The sequence below is a fragment of the Stenotrophomonas sp. PUT21 genome, assembly GCF_052232875.1.
Lineage (GTDB): Bacteria > Pseudomonadota > Gammaproteobacteria > Xanthomonadales > Xanthomonadaceae > Stenotrophomonas > Stenotrophomonas maltophilia_N.
The window spans coordinates 1,913,219-1,936,874 of sequence record NZ_CP197645.1 but is presented as its reverse complement, the minus strand read 5'-3'; the positions used below and the strand labels follow the sequence as shown (position 1 = coordinate 1,936,874).

The 23,656-nt window shown below is 67.5% G+C and carries 7 protein-coding genes; 3 read left to right on the top strand and 4 right to left on the bottom strand.

From position 1 onward, the window contains the following. Window positions 1-53 precede the first annotated feature (53 nt). The 3 genes from ACTT2I_RS08920 to ACTT2I_RS08910 all read left to right on the top strand — a co-directional run bounded on the left by ACTT2I_RS08920 (window position 54) and on the right by ACTT2I_RS08910 (window position 19,039). Window positions 54-16,934: a leukotoxin LktA family filamentous adhesin gene (locus ACTT2I_RS08920; RefSeq protein ID WP_443096831.1), complete on the top strand. Its 16,881-nt coding sequence runs from the start codon at window positions 54-56 to the stop codon at window positions 16,932-16,934. Between the two features lie 20 nt (window positions 16,935-16,954). Next, a complete protein-coding gene (locus tag ACTT2I_RS08915; RefSeq protein WP_421099899.1) occupies window positions 16,955-18,565 on the top strand; it encodes a ShlB/FhaC/HecB family hemolysin secretion/activation protein in 1,611 nt (536 codons plus the stop codon). 171 nt (window positions 18,566-18,736) lie between these two features. Continuing rightward, a complete protein-coding gene (locus tag ACTT2I_RS08910; protein ID WP_421099900.1) occupies window positions 18,737-19,039 on the top strand; it encodes a DUF3817 domain-containing protein in 303 nt (100 codons plus the stop codon). A gap of 15 nt (window positions 19,040-19,054) precedes the next feature. On the opposite strand, the gene ACTT2I_RS08905 is transcribed toward ACTT2I_RS08910, so the two are convergent. The 4 genes from ACTT2I_RS08905 to ACTT2I_RS08890 all read right to left on the bottom strand — a co-directional run bounded on the left by ACTT2I_RS08905 (window position 19,055) and on the right by ACTT2I_RS08890 (window position 23,400). Next, window positions 19,055-19,378, bottom strand: coding sequence for a thioredoxin family protein (locus ACTT2I_RS08905; RefSeq protein ID WP_293984873.1), 324 nt, complete (start codon window positions 19,376-19,378; stop codon window positions 19,055-19,057). Continuing rightward, window positions 19,372-19,836, bottom strand: a complete 465-nt coding sequence (locus ACTT2I_RS08900) for a flavodoxin (RefSeq protein WP_293984871.1) — start codon at window positions 19,834-19,836, stop codon at window positions 19,372-19,374. The genes ACTT2I_RS08905 and ACTT2I_RS08900 overlap by 7 nt, the downstream gene beginning before the upstream one ends. A 12-nt stretch (window positions 19,837-19,848) precedes the next feature. Next, window positions 19,849-20,889, bottom strand: a complete 1,041-nt coding sequence (locus ACTT2I_RS08895) for a ribonucleotide-diphosphate reductase subunit beta (protein ID WP_088434232.1) — start codon at window positions 20,887-20,889, stop codon at window positions 19,849-19,851. A 132-nt stretch (window positions 20,890-21,021) separates the two neighbouring features. Continuing rightward, complete coding sequence (locus ACTT2I_RS08890) at window positions 21,022-23,400, bottom strand: ribonucleoside-diphosphate reductase subunit alpha (RefSeq protein WP_421099901.1); 2,379 nt, start codon at window positions 23,398-23,400, stop codon at window positions 21,022-21,024. Window positions 23,401-23,656 lie beyond the last annotated feature (256 nt).

Here is a 23,656-nt window from a genome sequence, read left to right as displayed (position 1 = left end):
GCGACCCTTCGTGGCCCGCGGTTGCGACCGCCTGCCACTGCCCGGAGCCTGCCATGAACCATCGCGACCCCTCGTCCTGCCCGTCTTCCACCGTGCGTAATGCGCAGCTGGGGAACCATCGCCTGCGCCCTGCCGGGCTGGCCGTGGCCATCGGCTCCGTGCTGGGGCTGGCATTGCCAGGCAGTGTGATCGCCGGCGATGACGGCAGTGCGATGGTCACCGATGGCCGCACCGACACCCAGGTGGTCCGGCAGGGAAGCGATCCGCGCTGGAGCGTGACCACCCGCACAGTGAAGGGGGCCGCCGGCAACCAGGTCGCGTTCAATTCCTTCCGCGAATTCGGGGTGGGCGTCGGCCAGACCGTTGATCTTGTGCTGCCCACCCAGGGTCAGCAACAGGTGCACAACCTGGTCAACCTGGTCACCGACGCGCGTGCGTACATCAACGGCAACCTCAACAGCGTGCTGGAATCGACCAATGCGGTAGGCGGCAAGGTGTTCTTCGTCGCCCCGGATGGCTTGGTGGTCGGCAACGGTGGCGTGCTCAATGTCGGCTCGCTGTCGGTGGCCACGGCCAACCGCGCCACGGCCAGCGACATCCTCAGCGCCGGAGAGAGCCTGGATGCCCTGATGTACGGCGCGCTGACGCCGGGACAGCTCACCGACAAGACGGTGGAGCTGCACGGGACAGTGAACGCCCGCAACGGCATCCGCGTACAGGCCAGGGCCATTGATGTCACCGGCACGCTGTTGGTGCCGGCCGGCCCGCGCGATGTCAATGGCGATCTGCAGGGCATCGGCGCGGCCGTCAATACCGGCGCCTCGCAGCCGCTGGTACTGGTCAACGAGGGCGGCCGCATTCAACTGCGCGCGGCGGCGATCTCCGATACCGGGCTGGGCGTGCGCAGTGCCGAGGCAACGGTGACGGTGGGCGGCAACGCACGTCTGGAGGCGGACGATATCGAGTTGACCGCGCTTGCGGTGATCGATTCCGGCTACGACAAGGACGGTGCGGTATTCGACGAGCTCAAGGCCGACCTCGTCAACAGCGTCACCGATTCCAGCAACCTCAAGGACCTCGGCGATGCGCTGGTGAACCTGGGCGCGGACAAGCTGCTGGGGGAACAGATCTCGTTCCTGCACGGCTCCACCACGGCGCGGGTGGAAGTGAAGGACAGCGCGGCGCTGACCGCGCGCGATGACATCACGCTGCACGCCAGCACCCGGCAGGCCATCGACAATTCCGCCGCCGGAAAGGCGTACGAGAAGGGCGATGTGGTGACCGATGCCAACGGCGACCCGGTGAAGGATGCCAATGGCAACACCATTCCGAAAAAGCACCTGCTCAGCCTGGGCGCGGCATACGCGCAGATCAACGCCACCACGGAAGCGATCGTGCGCTCGGGCGCGACGCTTGCAGCGGGTGGCGATGTCGCGGTGAAGGCCGATGCCGATACGACGCTGAAGCTTGCGGCCGAATCGTTCGCGGTGAACAACACGACGGCTGCGTTCACGGCGGCGATCAGCAACGTCAACGTTGACACCCGTGCGGTGATTGAAGCCGGTGGGCCAGCGCTCAACGCCGCCAGCGTCAACGTTTCCGCCGTCAACGCGGTCTCCCTGGACACTTCCGCCACGGCGCGTGCCGACAAGAATGGCGCGGTGGGCCTGGCCGGCGCGATCAGCCTGCAGGATATGGCGGCCGAAGCACGCCTGGACCGTGATACCCGCACCACGGCAGGCGATGTCACCGTTCAGGCGGCCAGCATCACGCGCCTCAACAAGACCAGCACGCTGATCACCGGCCCGAAGAGCGAACCGCTGCCGGGCCAGGAGCAGGTAGAAGCGATCAGCAGCGGCAGCGATGGCCTGATGAGCGTGGCGCAGTCGCTGGCCGGCGCCGGCATTGGGGGCGCCATCGCCAAGCTGAGTGGCAGCGAGGACGGCGGCAGCACGCCGCCGGCGACGACCCCGACCACGGCGTCGCCCTTCCGCCTCGGCGGGGCGATCAGCGTCGTCGACGGCGATCATACGGCCACCGCCAGCATCGGCGCCGGCACCAGGATCGACAGTGCCGGCGCGATCGTGGTCGACAGCCAGGTCACCGACGCACAGATCGGCAACCATGCGATGAGCAACGTTCTGGCCAAGGGCAAGAGCGCGGATGGCTCGGCGTTCGCGTTGTCCGGGGCGGTCAACATCGCCAACCTTACTCATGAGGCACGGACCCTGGTGGGCAGTTCGGCCGAGCTGGCGGCGCAACGGATCGGATTGTCGTCGGACGTACGCCTGCCGCGTGATTTCAGTGCGCTCACCGGTGCCGTCCCGGATTTCAGCAGCTTCGACGCGTTCAAGACGTCGATCTCCGCTGCCAAGGACCTGATCACCGACCCGTCGGAGCTGTTCGCTTCGTACGCGGCGGCGCGGGGCTCGGCCGAGGAAGTGGCCATCGGGGGCGCGGTCAGCTGGTTCAAGGCCAGCAACAGCGCCCGCACCGATGTCGCCGCTGGCGCGTCGCTGACCACCCGCGACACCAGCACCGCGGCGTGGAGCGCCGCGCTGGAGGGTGAGGACCATGCCGGCGCTGCGCGCAGCCGGACGTTTGACGCTACCACCACCGTGCGTGCCAACACCGATGTCACCGGGCTGCACGCGGCCGGTGATCTTGCGCTGAAGAACCTCAAGGACAGCAACGTCGGCAACGGTGGAACTGCCTTGGGCGGCAGCGTTGGCTACGTCGATTATCAGAACACGGCGGCGGCGATCATCCACGATGGCGTCCGCGTCGATGCCGGTGCCGGCAGCCTGGCCGTACAGGCCGACAACAAGGAAACCGTGGTGGCGCTGGCGCTGCAGTCAGGCCAGGGCGGCAGCATCGGTGTCAGCGGAACAGCCACCGCACTCGACCTGGACAGCACCACGCTGGCCGGGATCAGCAACCGTGCCGACATCCGTGCAGCCACGGTTGGCGTGCGTGCCGATGAAGACCTGTTCGTGTGGTCCGTGGCCGGTGCCGTTGCGATGAGCGACAGCGTGTCGGTTGGGGCCAGCGTTGCCTACCAGCAGCTGGATAGCGACACCCGCGCCTTCATCGGTGCGGTGCCTGCAGCCTTCGCGACCGGCAGCAGCATGGCACCGGTAGGCGCGATCACCACGGGGGAGCTGGCAGTCAACGCCAGCAGCGGTGGTCTGGCCGGCGCGGTGGCCGCGGCCGGCGCCGTCGCCAAGAGCTCGTCGGAACAGTTGAAGAAGGCGCAGGATGAGCTGGCGGCCAAACAGAATGCGGAAAACCCGGGCTTCCTGGATTCGCTCAAGACCCGCGCGCTCGGCAAGGTGACCGCACTGGAAGGCATGGCGAACAAGGCCGACAGCAACGGCAGCGCCGGGCTGACCGAGTACTTCGACAAAGCCAAGGGCCTGCTCGGTGGCGGGAGCCCGGCGCCGGGGCAGGGCGCGCAGACCCCGCAACCCAAGTTCGGCATTGCCCTGTCCGGCAGTGCGACGGTGAACCGTGCCCGGCAGAACACCAAGGCCGACATCAGCTCGGCCGTGATCAAGGACCTCAGTGGTAACGGCGTGAAGCTGGATCTTGCGGCGACCAACGAGACGCTGCTGGTCAGCGTCAGCGGTGCGCTGTCGGTGGCTGCGGCCGGGTCGGACAACACGCAGGGCAGCGCATCGCTGGCCGGTGGCGTGGCCTACGGTGACATCCAGAACGCGACCACCGCGCAGTTGCGCGACAGCACCGTTCACGATGCCGGCACTGTCACGGTGACCGCACGCAACGAAAGCGAACAGGTCAACGTCGGGCTGAGCGTAGGCGTCAATGCCTCTTCCAACCAGAGCTCGGCCGGTGCCGGCGCGATCTCGGCGACCGTGGCGATGTCCCACAACGACACCGCCGCCAGCATCATCGGGGGCAGCATCAGCGGGAAGAACGGCGCGGCCGCGAGTGTCGATGTCAAGGCCGTGAACGCCTCCAGGATCGCCAACGGGGGTGGCGCACTGTATGCGGGCGGCAAGGCCGGCCTGGGGGCGGCAGTGACGTACGCCGAGGTGGGCGACAGCACCCGCGCCTCCATCAGCGGTGCCGATATCGGCGGCGTACAGGATGTGCGCGTGCGTGTGGCCGATGCCTCACGGATCGTGGCGGCGGCCGCCAGTGGCGGGGCGTCCACGCGCAACGATGGCGTGGCGATCGCCGGTTCGGTGCTGGTCAACCAGATCGCCAGCCAGACCACCGCCAGCATCGATGGGGGCACCCGCATCATCGCCAGCGGTGACATCGAAGCCTTCGCCGGGACGGCGACGATCGACGACGTACGTGGGACCGGCGACGGCTGCGGCTCGGGCTTTGCGGTCGATTACTGTGGCGCCGGGATCGGCCCCATCGAGGTCGACGCCAATGCCGACACCGCGAGCACCGACGATACGCGGGTGGATGCCGCGGGTCGCAACAATGCCCGCAGCTCGATCATCGCCGTTGCCGGCATGGTCCAGGTGGGAGGCAACAATGCCGGGGTAGCCTTCGCCTACAACACCATCAACAACACGCATACCGTGTCGGTCAACGATGCCACGCTGGATGCCGGGCGCATCGCGCTCACCGCCAACGACCAGTCCGACATCCTGGCAGTGAGTGCCGGCATCGGCGGCAGCACCGGCAATTTCACCGGGGTTGGCAGTGCCTCCTACAACGCCATCGGCAATACCACCTCGGTGCTGGTTGGCCGTGGCCTGGCCGACGCACAAGGCCAGGTCCCGCGCGATGGCGCACAGCTCAACGCAGGCAGCATCCACCTGGAGGCACGCGATGAAGCTTTCATCGGCTCGCTGGCCGGTGCGGCAACGCTGGGCTCCAAGGTCGCCGTAGGTGCGGCGTTGACCATCAATGACATCGGCAACACCACGCTGGCGCTGGTCGATGATGCGCAGCTGACTGCCGGCATCGGCCGGGTCGATGTCGACGCCGCCAACGCCGCCAGGATCCTGTCCGGTGCGGTTGCCGCAGGCGCAGCCAACAATGTCGCCATTCAAGGCTCGGTGGGCTGGAGCAGGATCGACAACCATGCCGAGGCCGCCTTGCGGGACGGCAGCGTGCAGGCGGGCATCGTGCAGGTGGCCGCCAGCAACGCATCGCGTATCCACACACTGGCTGGTGCGGTCGCCGGCAGTGGCACCGCCGCGATCGGCGCGGCGATCAACGTGGCCACCATCGGCGATACCACGCTGGGCGAGGTGGATGGAACCGCGCTGGAGGTGAGTACTGCGCTGGATGTCAGTGCGGCGTCGGCCGCCACCACCAAGACACTGGCCATTGCCGGTGCGCTGGGGGGCACCGCGTCCATAGCCGGCAGCAACACCACCAACCTGATCGACACCCTCACCGAGGCCCGCCTGCGGGGTGTCACCGGGCAGGGGAGTGGCATCTCCGGCGCGGTGTCCGTCAGCGCCGATACCTCGGGTGCGGCCTATTCGTTGGGGGGCGCGCTGTCGGCCGGGGGGACGGCAGGCATCGGCGCAGCCAGCAGCGTCAACGACATCGGCGGCCGTACCCGTGCCGTGGTGGAGAATGCCACGCTGGGCGGCACCAGTGCGCTGAGCATCGATGCGGCCAACCGCAGCCTGGTGCGTACGGCGGCCGTTTCCGGTGCGGGGGCGGGCACGGCCGCGGTGGCCGGCAGTGTCACCACCAACCTGATCCACTCCGATACCCAGGCCAGCCTGACTGACAGCAGCCTGCACAACCCGTTGGCTGATGTGAAGGTGAGCGCCCGTGACGAGCGCAGCATCGATTCGCTGGCGGGTGGCGCAGCGGTCGGCGGCAGCGTGGGCGTGGGCGCGGCAGTGGCCTACAACGATATCGGCGGCACTACCTCGGCGGTGGTGTCCGGTAGCGCGCTGGAGCTGGATGTCCGCAATCTGCTGGTGCAGGCCGATGCCTCCGGAAAGGCCGCCGGTCAGGGCAACCGCATCCGCACCGTGGCCGCTGGCCTGGGCGGCGGCGGCGCGGTCGGTGGCGCAGCCTCGGTGGCGGTCAACCGGATGAAGGGCGCCGTCTCGGCACGGATTGAAGCAGGCGCCAATGTCCTGGCACAGGACAACGTTGGCGTGCTCGCCGCGCAGGCGCAGCAGATTGACGTGTACGCCGGCAGCATCGGCGGGGGCGTCAACGCGGGCATCGGCCTGGGTACCGTCGTCAACCTGGTGGATGGCAGCACCGAGGCGGCGATCACCGGTGCGGGAACTGCCGTGACCGCGCTGGGCATGGGAGATGCGCTGACAGGCGTGGACAGTGGCCGGCGCACAGCGGGCAATACCCACAGCACCCGTACCGACGCCGCCGGCATGGATTTCGATACGGTGGACCTGGGCACCGGCCATATCGACGTGCATGGCATCGCGGTCAATGCGGCCACGCGCCAGCAGGTCAGGACCATCGGCGTCAGTGGCGCGCTCGGTACCACCCCGATCGCCAGTGGTGCGGTGGCGGTGATGGCGGCCGTCAACGACATCGCCGGCAGTACCACCGCGATCATCAAGGACGCACGGATCAACCAGCATGGGCTGGGCACCAGCAGCGACCCCGACCAGGACAGCGCAGGTCTCGCCGCAGCGGAGCAGAGCGTGGATGTGCGCGCCAGCCATCACGTGGCTTCGGCCAATTATGTGGCCGGCATCGCCGCCAGCGCGGGCGTATTCTCGGGCGCAGGAGCGCTCTCGACCAACCTGTTCGACAGCCATGCCAGCGCCAGCATCGAGGGCGCCACCCTGTCGGCCGCCGACGCGGTCACGGTAGAGGCCAATGGCAGCCAGAACGCGCTGGCGATCGTGGTCGGCGCGGCTGCAGGGCTGACCGGCGGCGCCGCCACCGGCGTGGTCAACCACTTCACCACCGATACCCGCGCCAGCGTGCTGGGCGGCACCCTGCGGGCGGGATCACTGGCGGTGAACGCCCATAGCGACAACGCGGCCTCGCTGGTGGGCGGCGCAGGCGCACTGGGGGGTGGGGCGGCCGTGGCCGGCACCGCGCTGGTCAACATGGGCACCGCGACCACGCTGGCGCAGGTGGGCGACAGTGGGCGCGCGACCGACATTTTCGTGTCACGCGACCTCGACGTGAACGCGCGCAGCCGCTCTGATTTCAATGGCGTGGCGGTGAGTGGCGCGGGTGCCGGCGCCGCCGGCATCGCCGGCATGGCACAGGTGCACCTGCTGCAGAACGACACCCGTGCGCTGGTCACCCAGGCCTCGGTGGATGCCACCGATATGGCGGTGGTGGCCGAAGATATTCTGCGGCTGTCCGCGTACTCCGGTGCGGTGGGCGTGGGCATCGCCGGCAGCGGTGTAGGTGCGGGTGCCTCGGTGGCCATTCTTGGCAGCACCGTCAAGGCCACCGTGGAAGACAGCACGCTGTCGACCACGGGCAGCATCGATGTGAATGCCCTCTCCGATCGCGCGGTGGACATGGTCACCGTGACGGCTGGCGTGGGCGCCACCACCGGCATCGGCGGCGCTGCCGGGCTGCTGCTGGCCGGCATTGGCGACCGTGGTGACAGTGACACGGAACTGGGGGGCACCTTTGCCAGCCTCAAGCAGCTGGGCAATGGCCAGAAGATCGACGCCGCCGCGCTGGACGGCACCCTGGGCGCGCAGGGCGCCGGCGCGCTGAACAGCCGCGCCCAGGTGGACATCGGCAGTCTGCAGGGTCGTGGGGACCTGGTGAGCGCCAGCATCCGTGGCGGCAGCGTGCAGGCACGCGCGCTTGAGGTGAGCGCGCAGACCTTGATGAGCAGCAGCAACAAGGTCGGTGGCCTCGGCGCCGGTGGCCTCGGCGTGGGCGGCGCATTCGGCATGACCGGCCTGTATGGCAGCACCGAGGCGGTGCTGGCGGCGAACAGCACGCGGGCCGGTTCCATCGCGGTGCTCGCCAGCGCCGGCGACGGCAGCGCAGGCAAGGCCGCAGGTCTGGACGTCTATGCCGGCGGTGCCGGCCTGGTGGGCGTCGGCGCTGCCATCGGCTTGGCGCGCCTGGAACAGACGGTATCGGCCACGGTGGCCGGTGACCTGCAGGCAGGCAGCCAGGGCCAGGGTCTTGCGGTCCGTGCCAGCGATGCCAGCACGCTGGATGTGACAGCCACCGGCATGGCGGCCGGTGCACTCGCCGCCGGCGCGGTCGTTGCAACCGCGGCACGCAACGCTAACGTCCAGGCGTGGTTGCACAACGACAGTACCTTGGCCGGCTTTGGCAACGTGACCTTCGCCGCCAGCTCGCTGGGCGGCGCGCATGCAGGCGCGTGGGGTGCGGCCGGTGGCGTGTTGGCCGGCGTCAGCGCCGCCGTCGCACTGGCCGACGATGGCTCCGACGTGCGCGCCTGGCTGGGCGAGCGGACACGCGTATCCGGGGTGGGCGGCAGCATTGAGGTGCATGCCGAGGCCGCCCCCCAGGTCTCGGCCGAGGCCTTCGGTGCTGCACTGGCCGGCGGGCTGGCGGTCGGTGCGGCGGTCGCCGATGCCACCGCCCGTGCCAAGGTGGACGCCCATGTAGGCGATGGTGCGGTGCTGTCCAACCGCGGTGGGCTGGACATCCTGGCCAGCGTCCACGGCGGGAGCGTGGATGCACGCGCGGTCGCCGGTTCCGGTGGCCTGTATCTGGCCGGCGCCGGCGCCTTCGCCACCGCTGCCAGCACCAACGCGGTGCAGGCAGCGCTTGGGTCCAACGTGGTGGTGCAGGGTGAGGCCTATTCCACAAACAACATCATCGACTACGCGCGCGGCGGCACCATCGCGATGCGCGCAGTCAACAACAGCAACCAGCATGCCGATGCCACCGGGCTGAGCGTGGCGGGCCTGCTGGCCGCTGGCGTCGTCGATGCCAACGCGCGGTCCTCGGCGACCACCGGCGTCACCGTGGGGGCGGGGGGCCTGCTTTACGCAGGCAGCACCACACTCGCCGCCAGCGGCAAGGACGAGAATCGCGCCAACGCCACGGCGGGCACCGGCGGGCTCATTGCGGGCAACGCGGCGCTGGCAGCGACGCGCACCGACAGCACCACGCAATTGTCCATCGGCCGCAACGCCGTGCTGGATGTCAGCCGCCTTGACGCCCGTGCGCTGCACGACAGCAACTACGCGGGCAGCGCGAACAGCACCAGTGCAGGCGTGCTCAACGCCAGTGGCGCCAACGTGAACAACCGTGCGGACGCGACCGTCGGGCTGCTGGTGGACGAGGACGCCCAGATTGTCTCGGCCGGATCGCTGGTGCTGCGCACCGACAACAACTACACCGGCACGCTGGGCAGCGAGCTTGCCGCCAGCGCGGCCGGCGGCGGTGTCCTCAGTGGCAGTGCCGCACAGGTGGTCACCCGGCTGGATGGCAGCAGCACCATCGATATCGGCAAGGGCGCCCTGCTGCGCGCCGGCGTCGCACCGACGCCGGGCGATGGCGGCGCGCTGGACCTCGTGGCAAACACCCGTGCGAACACCGATGACCGTGCGGGGCTGACGACCGGCGGGGCGATCAATGCCGCCGTGGTCAAGGCCCGCACCAATGCGGTGCTCGGCAACCGCGTGAACATCGGCGATGACGCGCGCCTGCAGAGCAGCTACATGCTCAACGTCGGCACTTACGCCGCGACGGACATCGGCGCCACCGCGCTGGTGAACACCTGGGGTGTGCTGGCTGCGGTCGGCATCTCAGACGCGGACGTGGCGCTGGCGATGGACCAGCAAGTCAATGTCGGCCGCGGCGCGAAGCTGGAATCGCTGCACAACGCCTTCGTCTCCGCCGGCCAGGACGGCATGAATGGCTGGACCTCACGCCTGGCCGCCAATGCGGTCTCGCAGGGGTACAGCCGCGGGCTCATCGCGGTGCCGGATTCCTCGGCGTCCTCCACGGTGAACAGCAACGCGAGCACCACTCTGGCCGCGGGCAGTGAACTGCTCAGTGGCGCATTCGTGTCGATCGGTGCTTACGGTGAAAATGTCTTCCGCAACGCCGATGGCGCCGCCACCGGCTACCAGTTGGGGTTCATTCCGGTCACCGTGCGCGACAGCCGCAGTGGTGGCAGCACCCGCGGTGATGTGCTGATCGATGGCCGCGTCGTCGCCGGGCGCTACAACGTGCTGGATATCCTGATCGATGCCAATGGCAAGCTGACCAGCACCGGCAGTGGGGGTGATGTGCTGCCGTTCGATACCCAGCGCGAGCTCAGCAGCGCGCTGAAGGCCCGACTGAACGCGTCGGGCATCCACGATTTCGATGCGATCTCCGGCAATGCGCTCTATACCCACACCATCGGCGACCTGTATGCGGCCGGCGGCGATGTGATCCTGTATGGACGCAACATCCTCGGCAGCGGGTCGGTCACCGCCAAGGGCGCGCCGAAGATCACCATCACCAACCGCAGTACCGACAACCTGCTGCTGGCAGGCGACATCCTGGTACCCGAGTACAGCGGCGGCAACGTGCTGTTCACCGGCAACAGCAACCAGGCCGTGGGCATCGGCGTCAGCCAGAACCCGGGGCAGAGCAATGCGCTGGTGAGCATCCGCAACGAGGCGACCAGCGGCACCGCTGCGATCGGTGCGGGCGGGCTGATCTCGGTCACGGGCGGCGACCTGGACATGTACAACGCGCTCGGCAACATCCAGAGCTGGGGCGAGCAGCTCGCCGAAAGCGTGACGATCAATGCCCCCAACGGGGAGGTTGGCTACAACCTCGGCTCGAAAAACTGGTACGGCAATGTGGTGAGCGCGCTGTGGGCACGCCACAGCGTGGCATCGGGCATCACCAATGCCGACGACGCCGCGGCGTACATCGCCAACGCGAAGTACGGCGCAGCGGCCGCCGCGGCCGGCATGAGCTTGACCGACTACCTGCTGTACGGCACCGGCAACGACGTCAACAACCCCAGCATCCTTGTGTTTGGTGCATGCCGCTATCGCATCGGCGACAAGGACTGCACCGCTTCAGCGCTGGGTGGGCAGTACTACGATGGTGGCGTGGTATCGCGGTACAGCCACAGGGACACCAATTACCTGCCAAAGGTGAATGCCCGGAATCTGCGTACCCTGCTTACCACGCAGCCCGACGACGTCAGCAACGCCAGCCTTGGCCAGGTGCCCAGCACGGGCAGCGGTGTGAACGCCGGCAGTGGCATCAAGATCACGGCCAACTACATCGACGTCAACGTCGCGCTGAAGGCGGGGCGGCCGGTCGACTACTCGGCGATTCTAGTCGAAAGCAGCGCGTTGCGCGCCTGGATCGACGGCAAGGACAGCCAGGCCAGCAAGGGCATCTTCGATGTGCCTGCCATGTTCGTGGCGAAGTCCGGCGCAGATTCTTCCCGCATCGCCCTGAAGTACGATTCGCTCAACCGCCAGTTCATCGTGCCGGACATTTCGGCCAACGGGGGCGGTTCGATCTACCTCGATGGCCGCATCGTCAGCACATCCACCGCCGGCTCGCTCAATGTGGTCAGTGGCAAGGGCTCGGTGGTCATCAACAATGGCCTGGCCGATGTGGGCCTGCAGCTTGGCAACATCCTGGTCGGCAACGGGGCGCCCGGGCAGATCACCATCCGCGACCGTGAGCTCAATACCGCCTCGTGGTATCTGCGCGACGGCAACGGCAACGTGAAGGGCTATCAGGGCGGTGTGAATGCCCTGAACTGGGATGCCCCGGGGGTATCGGCCCTCAGCAACACGACCGCGTATGACCCGCGCGCCGGCATGTTCGCGACTTGGACACAGACCGCCCGCATCGCGCGAAACATCCAGTCCGATAACGGCGTACTTACTGCCGAGAACTGGCGCTGGGTAGACAGGTACAACAACACCGTCTTCAACGGCCAGCAGTGGGAAACCTCCGAGGTCACGTACGGCAACAAGGCAGGCGGCGTGGCGGTTTTCGAGTCGCAGCTGACCGGCGACTTCGGCAGCTACCTTGATTCACGCGTGAACTACCGCTGCGAGAAGAAGAACCAAAGTGGCTGCCGCTACAACTACGGTTTCCCGGGCAGCAATGAGTTCAATGACGGTGGCACGTGGCGCACCAGCTGGTACCAGCGCGCCCCGCGCACTGGCACGCTGGTCGTCACCAACACGGCCAAGGCCGACAACCGGATCGGCATCAACTTCAGCGCCAACGATGCAGGCCTGCTCGACGTCGACTCCGGCCAGACCATCCGTATCAATGGTGTTCTGAAGAACACCGATGGCCGGACCTTCCTGACCAGCGAGAACGGCAGCATCGTCAGCGCATCGCGTGATGCCAGGATCATCACGAACCAGTTGACCCTCGACGCGGCCGGCAGCATCGGCAGCATTGTCGGCGCCCAGGCCGGCGAAGCCACCAATCCGCTGGATGTCCAGATGGTGTCCTACACCAACGCCAACGGCGCCACCGTGGCCGCCGGCAACCTGGTGGCCCGTGCGGGCGGTGACATTGCGCTGGACGTGGATTCGGCAGCCAAGGTGCTGATCAACGCCGGCAGTGGCACCGGCCGTGGCGATGTGTGGCTGCGCGCCAAGTACGACATTGAAGGTGCGGCCAACGGCAATGCTGCGTCGATCATCGGTGCCGACATCACCCTGGACAGCGTCTACGGTGCCATCGGCTCGCTCTCCCGGCCCCTGGTGGTCGATGCCGGCGAGCGTACCCGCAGCGACGGCGTGCTGGAGGGTGGGCTCATCTCGGCTCGGGCGACCGGTGACATCGCATTGCGCGACCTCGGCGGCGACTTCTGGGTCCAGCGCATCGAATCGCTGGCCGGCGACGTGCTGATCGAGGCCCCCTCGGGCTCGATCTACAGCGGCTCCCAGCGCGCCTCGTCCAGTTTCCTCAACGAAGCACAGCTGGCCAGCCTCCGCGACAACCTCAAACTGTTCCAGGGCGGCGGCCAGCAGTCGATCACCAGCTATCAGAGCCAGGTTGACGCCAGCTACGCCGAGTACTTCCAGCTCCGCTCGCTGGGCAGTGTCGTGGATGGGCGCTACGTGGCCGGTGGCACCGCCATCAACCTGTTCCGCGCCATGGCAGAAGCCGCGCGGGGCGGCAGCCTGGACGATGCAGGGGTAAGTGACTACCTCGCCGAGCGCTTCAACCGCCTGGGGACGGTGTTCACCGACGCCTTCGGCAGCGGCTGGCAGCAGGAAGCGATCTTCGCGGTCTTCAACGCGGGGTACCGCTATGAGCTGGCTGCCAGCGCTGGCGACAGCGCCATGGTGGCCGCACGCAAGGCGGCACTTCTTGATGGCATGACGGCTGACTCACAGTGGAGCCAGGACCAGCTGCGCTACGTGTTCAATGCCAATGCACTGGAACCGTCCACCGGTTCGGCCCTGAATGCCGAACCGGTCATCATCGGGCGCAATGTCACCCTGCGTGCCCGCGATGACCTCGGTCGCCTGGACAAGGAATACACGGTCAGCCTGGCGGACGTGAACAGCGGCAACCTCAGTGCCGAGGCGATGCTGGCCATGCGGCTTGCGACCACGCCGGGCGACGTGCAGATGCTCGACGCAGCGGGCAACGTGCTGACGCCCGATCAGGTGCGCGGCGGTGCCGTGGTGGTGTCGCTGCGCATCCGCAGCACGGCACCGGTGGTCCTGGCGGCCACGGGCGGGATCGATGCCGATGTGGGCGGCGATGCCTACCTGCAGGGCAGCACGTCGCTGGCGCTGGACAGCTTCACTGCCGGGGGCAACGTGCGTATCGGCAGTGACGGCGATATCACCGATACCGGCGGCAGCGCCGCCGGCGCAACACTGAGCGTCGGCAAGGACCTCAGCCTGAGCGCCCTGCGCAGCATCATGGGCCACGATGGTCAGCCGCTGCGCGTGCAGATCAACGGCAGCCTGCTGCTGGCCAACGCCGGTGAGCATGTGCGCCTGGCGCAGCAGGCCGGCAACCTGCGCATCGGGCTGGTGAGAGCGAATCAGGACGTGGTCCTGGATGTGGGCGATGGCAGCCTGCTGTCCTACCTCAAGGGCGTGAGCACGCTGACCGGGCGCGACATCCAGCTCGCCGTGCGCGACGACATCCGCGACGAGGACGGCACTTCGCTGGCCCTGCGGATCGTGGCCGGCGGACGGCTGGATGGCGTGGCGGGAGGCCAGGTGCGCCTTTCCAGCGACGTGGACATGCCGATCGGCACGCTCACCGCAGGTGGGGACCTGCAGCTGTTGAGCACCACGGGCAGACTGAGTGCGCTGCAGTTGCAGGCCGGCGGCGATCTGCAGGCCACGGGGTATGGCGGTGCCGAGCTGGCGGTGGTGGAGGCCGCGGGCGAGGCGACGGTCAGTGCCCCGATGGGCGATATCCGCATTGGCAACCTGCGCGCTGCATCCGCCCATGTCGCCGCCGGTGGCGGCCTGCAGTTGGGGGATGCCGCCATTGACCAGGTGCTGCAGCTGCTCTCGCTGCAGGCCACATCGCTGGCTGCGGGGGCCCAGGTCAGCGCTGGCGACAGTGTGCAGATCGATGCAGGCGGCGTTGCGATGGGGGTAGGGAGCCAGCTGAGTGCGGGCCGGGTGGTGGCGGTGCGTTCCAGTGCGGATATCCGGGTAGGCAAGGTAGCCGTCACCGGTAACACCGCCACGGGCAGCGTGATGCTGCAGGCTGACGGCCGCATCGATTCCAATGGAGACGCAGCCGTCAACATCGGTGGCGGCGGCAACGTGCTGGCCAGCCTGCAGGCGGGCGATGGAATCGGCAGTGATACGCAGGCCATCACGGTCGATGTCGGCCAGCTTGCGCTGGCACGCAGCGACCGCGGGGACATCCACCTGCGCCTTCCCAACGGGGGTGTGGTGGGAGACGTGGTGGCCGCCTCGGGGGCGGTCTCGTTGCACAGCGACGCGCATCTGCAAGCGGATCTGCTGGATGCGGCAACCGACCTCCAGCTGGAGACGGCGTCTGCCGACATCGGCCGCCTTGATGCTGGCGCCGATGCCGTCGTGAACAGCGCCGGCGCGCTTGCGGTGGCCCTGGGGAGGGTCGGCGGCGATGCGGAGCTTCACAGCGCCGGAGCGATGCGCATTGGCGAGCTGCAGGCGCAGGGCGCACTGAACGCGGCCGCCGGTGCCGCGCTGGTGGCGCAGACGCTGTCGTCGGGTTCGGCAATGCAGCTGGATGCGTCCGATGCGTTGGAGGTGCAGCAGCTGCGCAGCGCCGGCGATCTTGCCGCTGCGGCCGGCGGACTGCTCGGCATCGGCGACCTGGTGGCCGATGGCGATGCGCGCCTTGAAGGCGCTGCGGACGTACGCCTGGCCCAGGGGGTAGTCGGGCAGTCGCTGGACGTTGGTGCGGCCGGCACGCTGGATGTGCGTGCCGCCACGGTCGGTGGCGATGCGCAGCTTCGCAGCGGCGGGGCGATGGACATTGGCACACTGCAGGCACAGGGGGCGCTGAGAGGAACCACGGGTGCCACGCTGGTAGCGCAGACGCTGTCCTCCGGGGCGGCGATGCAGCTGGATGCGGCCGGTGCGCTGCAGATCCAGCAGCTGACCAGCAACGGCGACTTCACCGCGAACGCTGGAGGTCTGCTGGCCATCGACAATGCTGCCGTGGGGGGGCAGGCAAGTATCGATGGCGGCACGGATGTGCAGCTTGGCAATGCAACGGTCGCGCAGTCGCTGGTGCTCAACGCGGGCGGCGCCATCACCGTCGGCAGCGCGGCTGTCGATGGCTCGATGACGCTGCGCGCCGGTCAGTCCATCGAGGTGGGCACGGCAGCGATCGGGGTGGATGGTGACTGGGTTGCAGGCACCCACCTCTCCGCCGATGAAGTGACCGTGGGCTGCAACTTCCGCGGCGATGCCGGTGCCGGGTTGGCCATCGGCACGCTCAACGCAGGCTGCGGCATTGGCCTGTCCGCCCATGAAGCGCTGCGGTTCGACGCGTTGCAGGCGGCCGGCGGCATCGCGCTGGCATCGCGGGGCTCGGATGTTCAGGGCCGACAGCTGGAGGCGGGGACAGCCCTGCAGTTGCAGGCCGTAGGGGATATCCGGATCGAAGCGGCCCGCGCCGGCGGCGACCTGGTGGCGACCAGCGGCGGCACCCAGCAGTGGGGCGCGTACCAGGCCGGTGGCAACGCAGCGCTGCAGGCAGGTCGGGATATCCAGTTCTCCAGCGGCCGCAGCGGTGGCGCCCACTCGATCATTGCCGGCGGCAGCATCGGCTTCGAGCGTGCCAGCGCCGGCACCACGGCCTACATGGACGCACAGGCCGGTTCGTTGGCTGGTGGCCAGCTGCAGGCAGCCGCTGCACAGCTGTCCGCGCGCGACACCTTGTCGCTGGCTCAGGCGATGGTCGATACCCGTTTGAACCTGGCCGCCGATGATGTGCAGGCACAGGCAAGGCAGTCCGATGCGGGCGAAGGCGCGCTGACCACCACCCTGACCGGCTATCGCAATGGTGTCGCCAGCCGGATCGTGGTGGACGTGCAGCCGCGCGATGCCTGGCTGATCGACGCGCTGCAGGCCATGGAGGCACAGCTGACGTCCTCCTCGTCGCGCGTGGCCATCGCCGATGGCCATGTGGAACGCAGCATGACGCTGACCACGCCATCCCTGCAGCTGCTGATGGACAACACCAGCCCGGTACTGCGCCCGGCGGATGCGCAGCTGATGCAGTTGAACCGCCGCTTCCATCTGGCGGCCGATGGCCGGCTGCTGGATACCAATGCCTATGTACTGCGGTTCAACGATGGCGTCCGGGTGAGCAGCCCGAACTACAACCGCGAGCACATCGATGCCGGGCCGGCCTACCTGGGCGAAAGCGCGGTGCGCTACATGGGCCGCATGCTGAATCTCCGGTCGCCGGAGATGGCGGTGCCCGCCCGTGCGCCTGCGGAAGGTGATGAGGCCAAGGCCCGTGACGTGGTGATCCCGGCCATCGGCGGCGCGGTCAACCTCGGGGCGCCCAACTGATGAACGACGGAAAAAACACCATGTACCGAGGGATGCTCCTGATCGGCAGCGCGCTGCTGCCTTGTCTGGCCCATGCGCAGAGCAGTACCGGCACCGCGGGGAGGGACACCTCGCAGCGCATTGATGGCTACTACGAGCAGCGCCAGCCGTTGCAGCCGGCGCGACCGGTGGTGGATCCGGTGCAACCGGCGCCCCCGCCGACCGAGCAGGGCGGGCTGGCCAACGCCCGTGGGAGCTTCGTGCTGAAGGAGGTCCGTTTCAGTCCATCGGCGCTGCTTCCGGAGGCCACCCTCGATGCGATCGCCGCCCGCTACGAGGGCCGCGAGGTCCACCTGGCCGAGCTGGAGACACTGGTGGCCGAGGTCAACGCCGCCTACGAGGCGGCCGGGATCAGTACGGCACGGGCGCTGCTGCGCGAGCAGTCGATCAACGAGGGGCGCGTTGACGTTACCTTGCTGGAAGGCACGCTGGGAACGCTGGAGGTGTCCGGGGAGGGCAAGGTCCCCGTGCGCTTTGTCGAGCGGCGGGTGCGGCAGCCGGTAGGGGAGGTCGTACGCAGCGATCGCCTGCGCGATGAGCTGGTCTACCTCAACCGCACCACCGACCTGCAGGTGCGGGCACTGATGCGGCCGGGCCAGGCCGCCGGCCAGACCGACATCCTGCTGCTCGCCGATGTGCCGGACCGACGCAACTGGGGCGTGTTCGTCGATAACTCCGGCGTGGAGACCACGGGCCGGGAGCGCTACGGTGCGCACGGCCAGTTCTGGGGTCTGGCCGGAATCAGTGACCTGCTCGCCGGCTCGGTGGCGTGGTCGCGCGGCGGGCTGGAAGGGCGCATCGGCTACTCGGGGATCGTCAACACCCGCAATGGCCGGGTCGGTGCCAGCGTCTCACGCAGCCAGATCAACATCATCGACGGCGCGTACCGCAGTCTGGACATCACCGGCGAGTCGACCAGCTATGGCCTGGACTTCACCCAGCCATGGGTGGCCACGCCGAACTGGCTGCTGTCCACGGTCGCCAACGTCTCGCGCAGCAACTCCGTTTCGGATATCGGCGACGTGCGTGTGTCGGAGGTCGATTCGACGACCCTGACCCTAGGTATCAGCACCGGCTACCGTAACGACGGCTACGATTGGACGTTCTATCAGGGTGTGTCGCGCATCCGCACCGATGAGACGCTGGCCGTAGGGCATGCCTTCACCACCGCCAACGGGTCCACCAGCTGGACCCAGCGCATCGGCGGCAGCGGCCTGCTGTACCGGGCGCAGCTGGGGTGGCAGTTCACCAACGGCGACTTCCTGCCGTCCAGCAACTTGTTCCAGGTGGGGGGCATCGGCAGCGTGCGTGGCTACGTGCGTGGCGCGCTCTCCGGCGTGAAAGGTTACTTCGGCACCGTCGAGCTGCACCGGCCCTACCGCCAGGCGCACGATGTCTACGTGTTCTTCGATCACGGCGAAGTCCGCGGCGACTATCCCACCTCGGCCAGCATCAGCAGTGTCGGCGTCGGCCTGAATGGACAGCTCGCCAAGCGCTACAGCTACAGCCTTGACCTCGGCCACCCGCTGGACAAAGTGCTGCAGGACGATGACAGCCTGCGGGCGGACTTCCGCATCAGCGCACGCTGGTGATCGGCAGGTCCGGTCGGGCGCACGGCTCCCGGCCGGCGATGAGGCCGGCGGGGAGGTCGAGTGGTCGCATTGTGAGAATGATTCGCATCAGACACATCGGCTGGCTATGATGCGGGTCCTGTCCGTTACGAGCTTGAGCCCGCCTTGAAGAGTGCACTGCCAATCAGCCCCATGGGCCGCGTTTTCGCCACGGTGGCCTTCATCGAAGCCCTGACCTGGGCCGGGTTGTTGATCGGCATGTACTTGAAGTATCAGGCGGCCGATCCGACGCCGGTCGGGGTCAAGATTTTCGGCCCGATCCACGGCGTGGCCTTCATGGTCTACGTGGTGGTCGCGGTACTCGCCGCCATCCGCCTGCGCTGGCCGTGGTGGGCCGCGCTGCTGGCATTGGCGGCGGCGGTGCCACCGTTGGTGACGCTGCCGCTGGAGTGGTGGTTCAAGCGTCGCGGGCTGTTGTCCACGCCGTTGCGGTGACGTACTCGACGTCCTTCACCCAGCCCCCAACACCGACAGAATCTGCTTCGGCGACTGGAACCCCGCCAGCCGCGCGGTTTCGTGACCGTCGCGCACCACCAGCAGCGTCGGCGTCTGCCGCAAGCCTAGTTCGCGGAACAGTCCTTCACCGACTGTTTCCAGCTTGACCTTCAACAGCGTCATCCCGGCATCCGCGATGGCGCCGGACACGCTGGCCAACGACATCTCCAGCATCCGGCACCCCGGGCAGTCGTCCTTGTGGAAATCCACCAGCAGGGCCGGGTGCTCGCGCAGGGCGGCGTAGTAGTCCTCGGGGGTCTGGGCGTGCAGGGTCAGCATGTCGTCTGTGTCTCGGTACGGGCCAACACGGTGTCGGTCCACTGGTGGATGGTGTGGGTGTCTTCGGCGCCATGCGGCATCTGCTCGATCTCCAGCACCGGATGAGGGGAGCTGAAAAACCTTGCCAGCCGGTGCGCGGCGCCGCAGTAGTACTCCTCGCCCCATTGGGTCTCGCCGGTGCCGAATACCGCCACCGGGAACGGCAGGGGCAGGCCGAAACGGTCCCGCAGCGCAGCCACGCCGTCCTTCATTTCCGCCGGGGTACGCCCGGCGTTGTCGGTCCATGAGCCGAGCAGGCACAGGGCGGGCGCCTCACCGGCGAGCGCCACGGCCACGTCGCCGGCATCGACATCGAGCCAGTCCACGCGGTGCCCGAGCGCTTCGCAGCGGGACCGGATCAGCATCGCCACTTCGCGGGTGTTGCCGCTCAGCGAGGCGAAGGCCAGCAGGAGATGCATCGCCTTGCCTCCTTACAGATCATCGAACCCGTTGTCCGCGTTGGTTTTCTTGTAGCTGGCGTTGCGCATCTCGAAGAAGTCGGTCTTGGTCTCCGTGAAGTTGTCCGCGTAGGCCTTGATCCACGGCATCACGTTGACGTTGGTCTCGCTGTACAGCTTCTCGATGCCGAGCATGCCGGCCATCTTGTTGGCGCGGTACTTCACGTAGCGGATCATCTCGTCCACGTCGATGCCGTCGATGCCATCGAGCACTTCGCCGGTCCAGCGCGTCTCCAGCTGGATAGCGTGTTCGAAGGCCTCATGCACGTAGGCAGTCAGCTGCTCGCCCTGCAGCGCCGGGTTCTCGCCGATGATGGCGCGGATCAGCTCGCTGATGAACTTGGTGTGCGCCAGTTCGTCGCGGTTGATGAAGCTGATGATCTTGCCGGTGCCGGTCATGCGGTTCTGGCGGACCAGGTTGTAGAAGAACGCGAAGCCGGAGTAGAAGTTGATGCCCTCCAGGATCGAGGACTGGATCAATGCGCGGATCAGCGTCTCGGCGGTCTTCTCGCGCATGAAGTCATCGTAGGACTGCATGATCGGCGCGTTGCGGGCCAGGATGGTCGGGTGGGTACGCGCGATCTCGAACACCCGGTTCTGGTCGGCCAGGCCGGCGATCGAGGCCAGCACATAGCTGTAGCTTTCGTTATGGATCACCTCCTGCTGGCCGATGATCGCCGCATTGGCGTGCGCGGCGGGGTCGGTGATGTACTCGGCGACGTTGTAGATGAAGCGCGTCTGCGGGGAATCCAGCGTGGCGAGCAGGCCGATGATCGAGTCGTAGGCGTTCTTCTCGCGGGCATTGAGCTCGCCGTACTGGCGCGCGTCGCCCTTCATGTCCACTTCGTCCGGAATCCAGAAGTTGGTCGAGAGCTCCTTGTACGCCCGGTAGAAGGACGGGTAGGGGATGTCGTTCCAGTTGAGGATGCCGCTGGTGCGGCCATTGATGATGCCGGTGGAGCGGTTGGGGTGGCGCGGTTCGAGGATCTTGATGCGTTCGAGGGGGATGGCCATCGGGGTGTGTCCTGGAGCAGAGCCCCCTGAGTCAGGGGGCGGCGGCAAAGCGGCGGGGGTCTGGGGGGTTGTAATGCGGGGCCCATGGTTTGCGCAGCGAACCATGGGAGCGTCAGCGCGGATGCGATGCGCCTACCCGCACCATTCGCACTCAGAAATATCGATGTCGTTCGAGCGCACGTAGTAGGTCGTCTTCAGCCCTTCGCGCCAGGCACTCATGTGCAGCGCGAGCAGCGTGCTGGCGCGGATGGTGCTGGGCACATACAGGTTGAAGCTGATCGACTGGTCCACGTGGCGCTGGCGGCGGGCGTTCTGGCGGATGCTGGCGAACTGGTCCACCCGGTAGGCGCCCTTCTCGTAGTACGGGTAGGTCTCCAGCGAGAGGCCCGGCGCGGCCACCGGGCGGCGGAAGTCCTTCTTTTCTTCGTAGTAGAACGCGCCGTAGACCGGGTCGATCGAGGCGGTGGAGCCGGCGATCTGCGCGGTGCTCATGTTCGGGGCGACCGCCATCAGCCAGCCATTGCGCAGGCCGTTCACGCCAACCTGCGCGGCCAGTTCGCGCCAGGCCGGGCTGTCATAGCCACGGGCGCGGAAGTACTCCCCGTTCTGCCACTCACTGCCGACGAAGGCGCTGTAGCGTCCCTTTTCCTTGGCCAGGGTCATGCTGGCCTGGATGGTCAGGTAGTTGATGCGCTCGTACAGGCTGTCGGCGTAGTCCTCGGCCTGGGCGGAGTTCCATTCCATCTGCTGCACGGCCAGCAGGTGGTGCCAGCCGAAGGTGCCCAGCCCGATCGCGCGGTACTTGCGGTTGGTGATGGTCGCCTGCGGCACCGGCAGCTGGTTGAGGTCGATCACGTTGTCCAGCATCCGCACCTGGATCGGCACCAGTCGCTCCAGCACGTCGCTGGTCAGCAGGTCCGGCGCGGCGGTGACTGCGCGGCCGAGGTTGATCGAGGACAGATTGCACACCACGAAATCGCCGGCCTGCCTGGTCGTCACGATCTGGTCGCCGCTGATCATCTCCTGGATCATGCGGGTGGGGCTCATGTTCTGCAGGATCTCGGTGCACAGGTTGCTGGAATAGATGTTGCCGGCATGCTTGTTCGGGTTCATCCGGTTCACTTCATCCCGGTAGAACATGAAGGGATTGCCGGTCTCCAGCTGGCTCACCATGATCCGCTTGAACAGGTCGATGGCCTTGATGGTGCGCCGGCTGATGCGCTCGTCGGCGACGACCTCCTCGTACTTTTCGCGGAAGCTGCCCTGGCCGCGCTGCTCATCGTGGAAATCCTGCAGGTACCAGCCCTTGATCCGCTTCACTTCATACGGGTCGAACAGGTACCAGTCCCCACGACGCTCGACCGCTTCCATGAACAGGTCCGGCAGGCACACCGACGTGAACACATCGTGCGCGCGCAGGCGCTGATCGCCGTTGTTCAGGCGCAGATCGAGGAAGGCCTCGATGTCGCGGTGCCAGACATCCAGGTACACCGCGATCGCGCCCTTGCGCTGGCCGAGCTGATCCACGCTTACCGCGGTATTGTTGAGCTGCTTGATCCACGGCACCACGCCGCCGGAGGAATTGGCCACGCCGCGGATCGAGGAGCCCGCCGAGCGCACATAGCCCAGGTACGCACCCACGCCACCGCCGTGCTTGGAGACGCGCGCCACATCGGTGTTGGAGTCGTAGATGCCCTGCAGGCTGTCATCCACCGTGTCGATGAAGCACGAGGACAGCTGGCCGCCGACCTTGCCGGCATTGGCCAGGGTCGGTGTGGCCACCGTCATGTACAGGTTGGACAGCGCCCAGTAGGCCTCGCGCACCAGCAGCATCCGTCGCCGCCGCGAGCGCTCGCCATGTTCGTGTTCGTGCTGCATCAGGTACAGCGCGATGGTCAGCCAGCGCTCCTGCGGCAGCTCGTACACCGCACGCGAGTGATCGGTGGCAAGGTAGCGGGTGGCCAGCAGGTACAGCCCGTTGTAGGCGAACAGCGTGTCGCGCTCGGGCTCGATCATCTGGCCGGCTTCCTCCAGTTCATCCTTGGAATAGGCCTTGAGGATGTCGATGGAGTAGACGTTGCGGTCGGCCAGGCTCTCCTGCAGCCCCACGTACGAGCCGTACTTCAGCGTGGCATCGTAGAAGCGGTTCTTGCTGGCGCGCTTGTACAGCCGCCGCAGATAGAGGCGGGCGGCGAAGTGCTCCCAGTCCGGTGCGGTCAGGTCGATACGCGATTCCGCCTCGCGGATCAGCAGGTCCACCATCTCATCGGCGCTGAGCTGCTGCCGCCGCGCGATCTGCCCGAGCACGCTGCGCAGATAGTCGGCCACCTCCAGTTGCGGGAACTCGGCATGCACGCTGTGCACGGTGCGCTCCAGCCGCGCCTGGTCGAACGGCATGCGGCGGTTGCCGCCTTCCTTGGTGATCCACATCGTTTCAGTGGCGGTCGCCGCATCAACAGCGGTATCGGTGGGCGCGGTGGCGGGCGAGGTGACGGTGTCGTCGGTGTTCATGCGTTCTCCATGCATGGCGCAGTACTCGGCAGGCAGCGCGGCAGAGCCGTGCGGCAGCCGGACAGAAGGCGTGATTGGTGGGCAGGCCCTGCGTGTGCAGGAATACGTCGCCGCAGGCTCACATCGGTGGCGACGGGCCTTGCTTCCAGGCGCCGGTCAGGTGGGCACAACGGGGCGTTCAACGGCAACGCGGCGTTGCGACGATGCACCGGGCCTGGCGGAAGCGGGGAGCCGATGGACACAACATAGTGGGGTA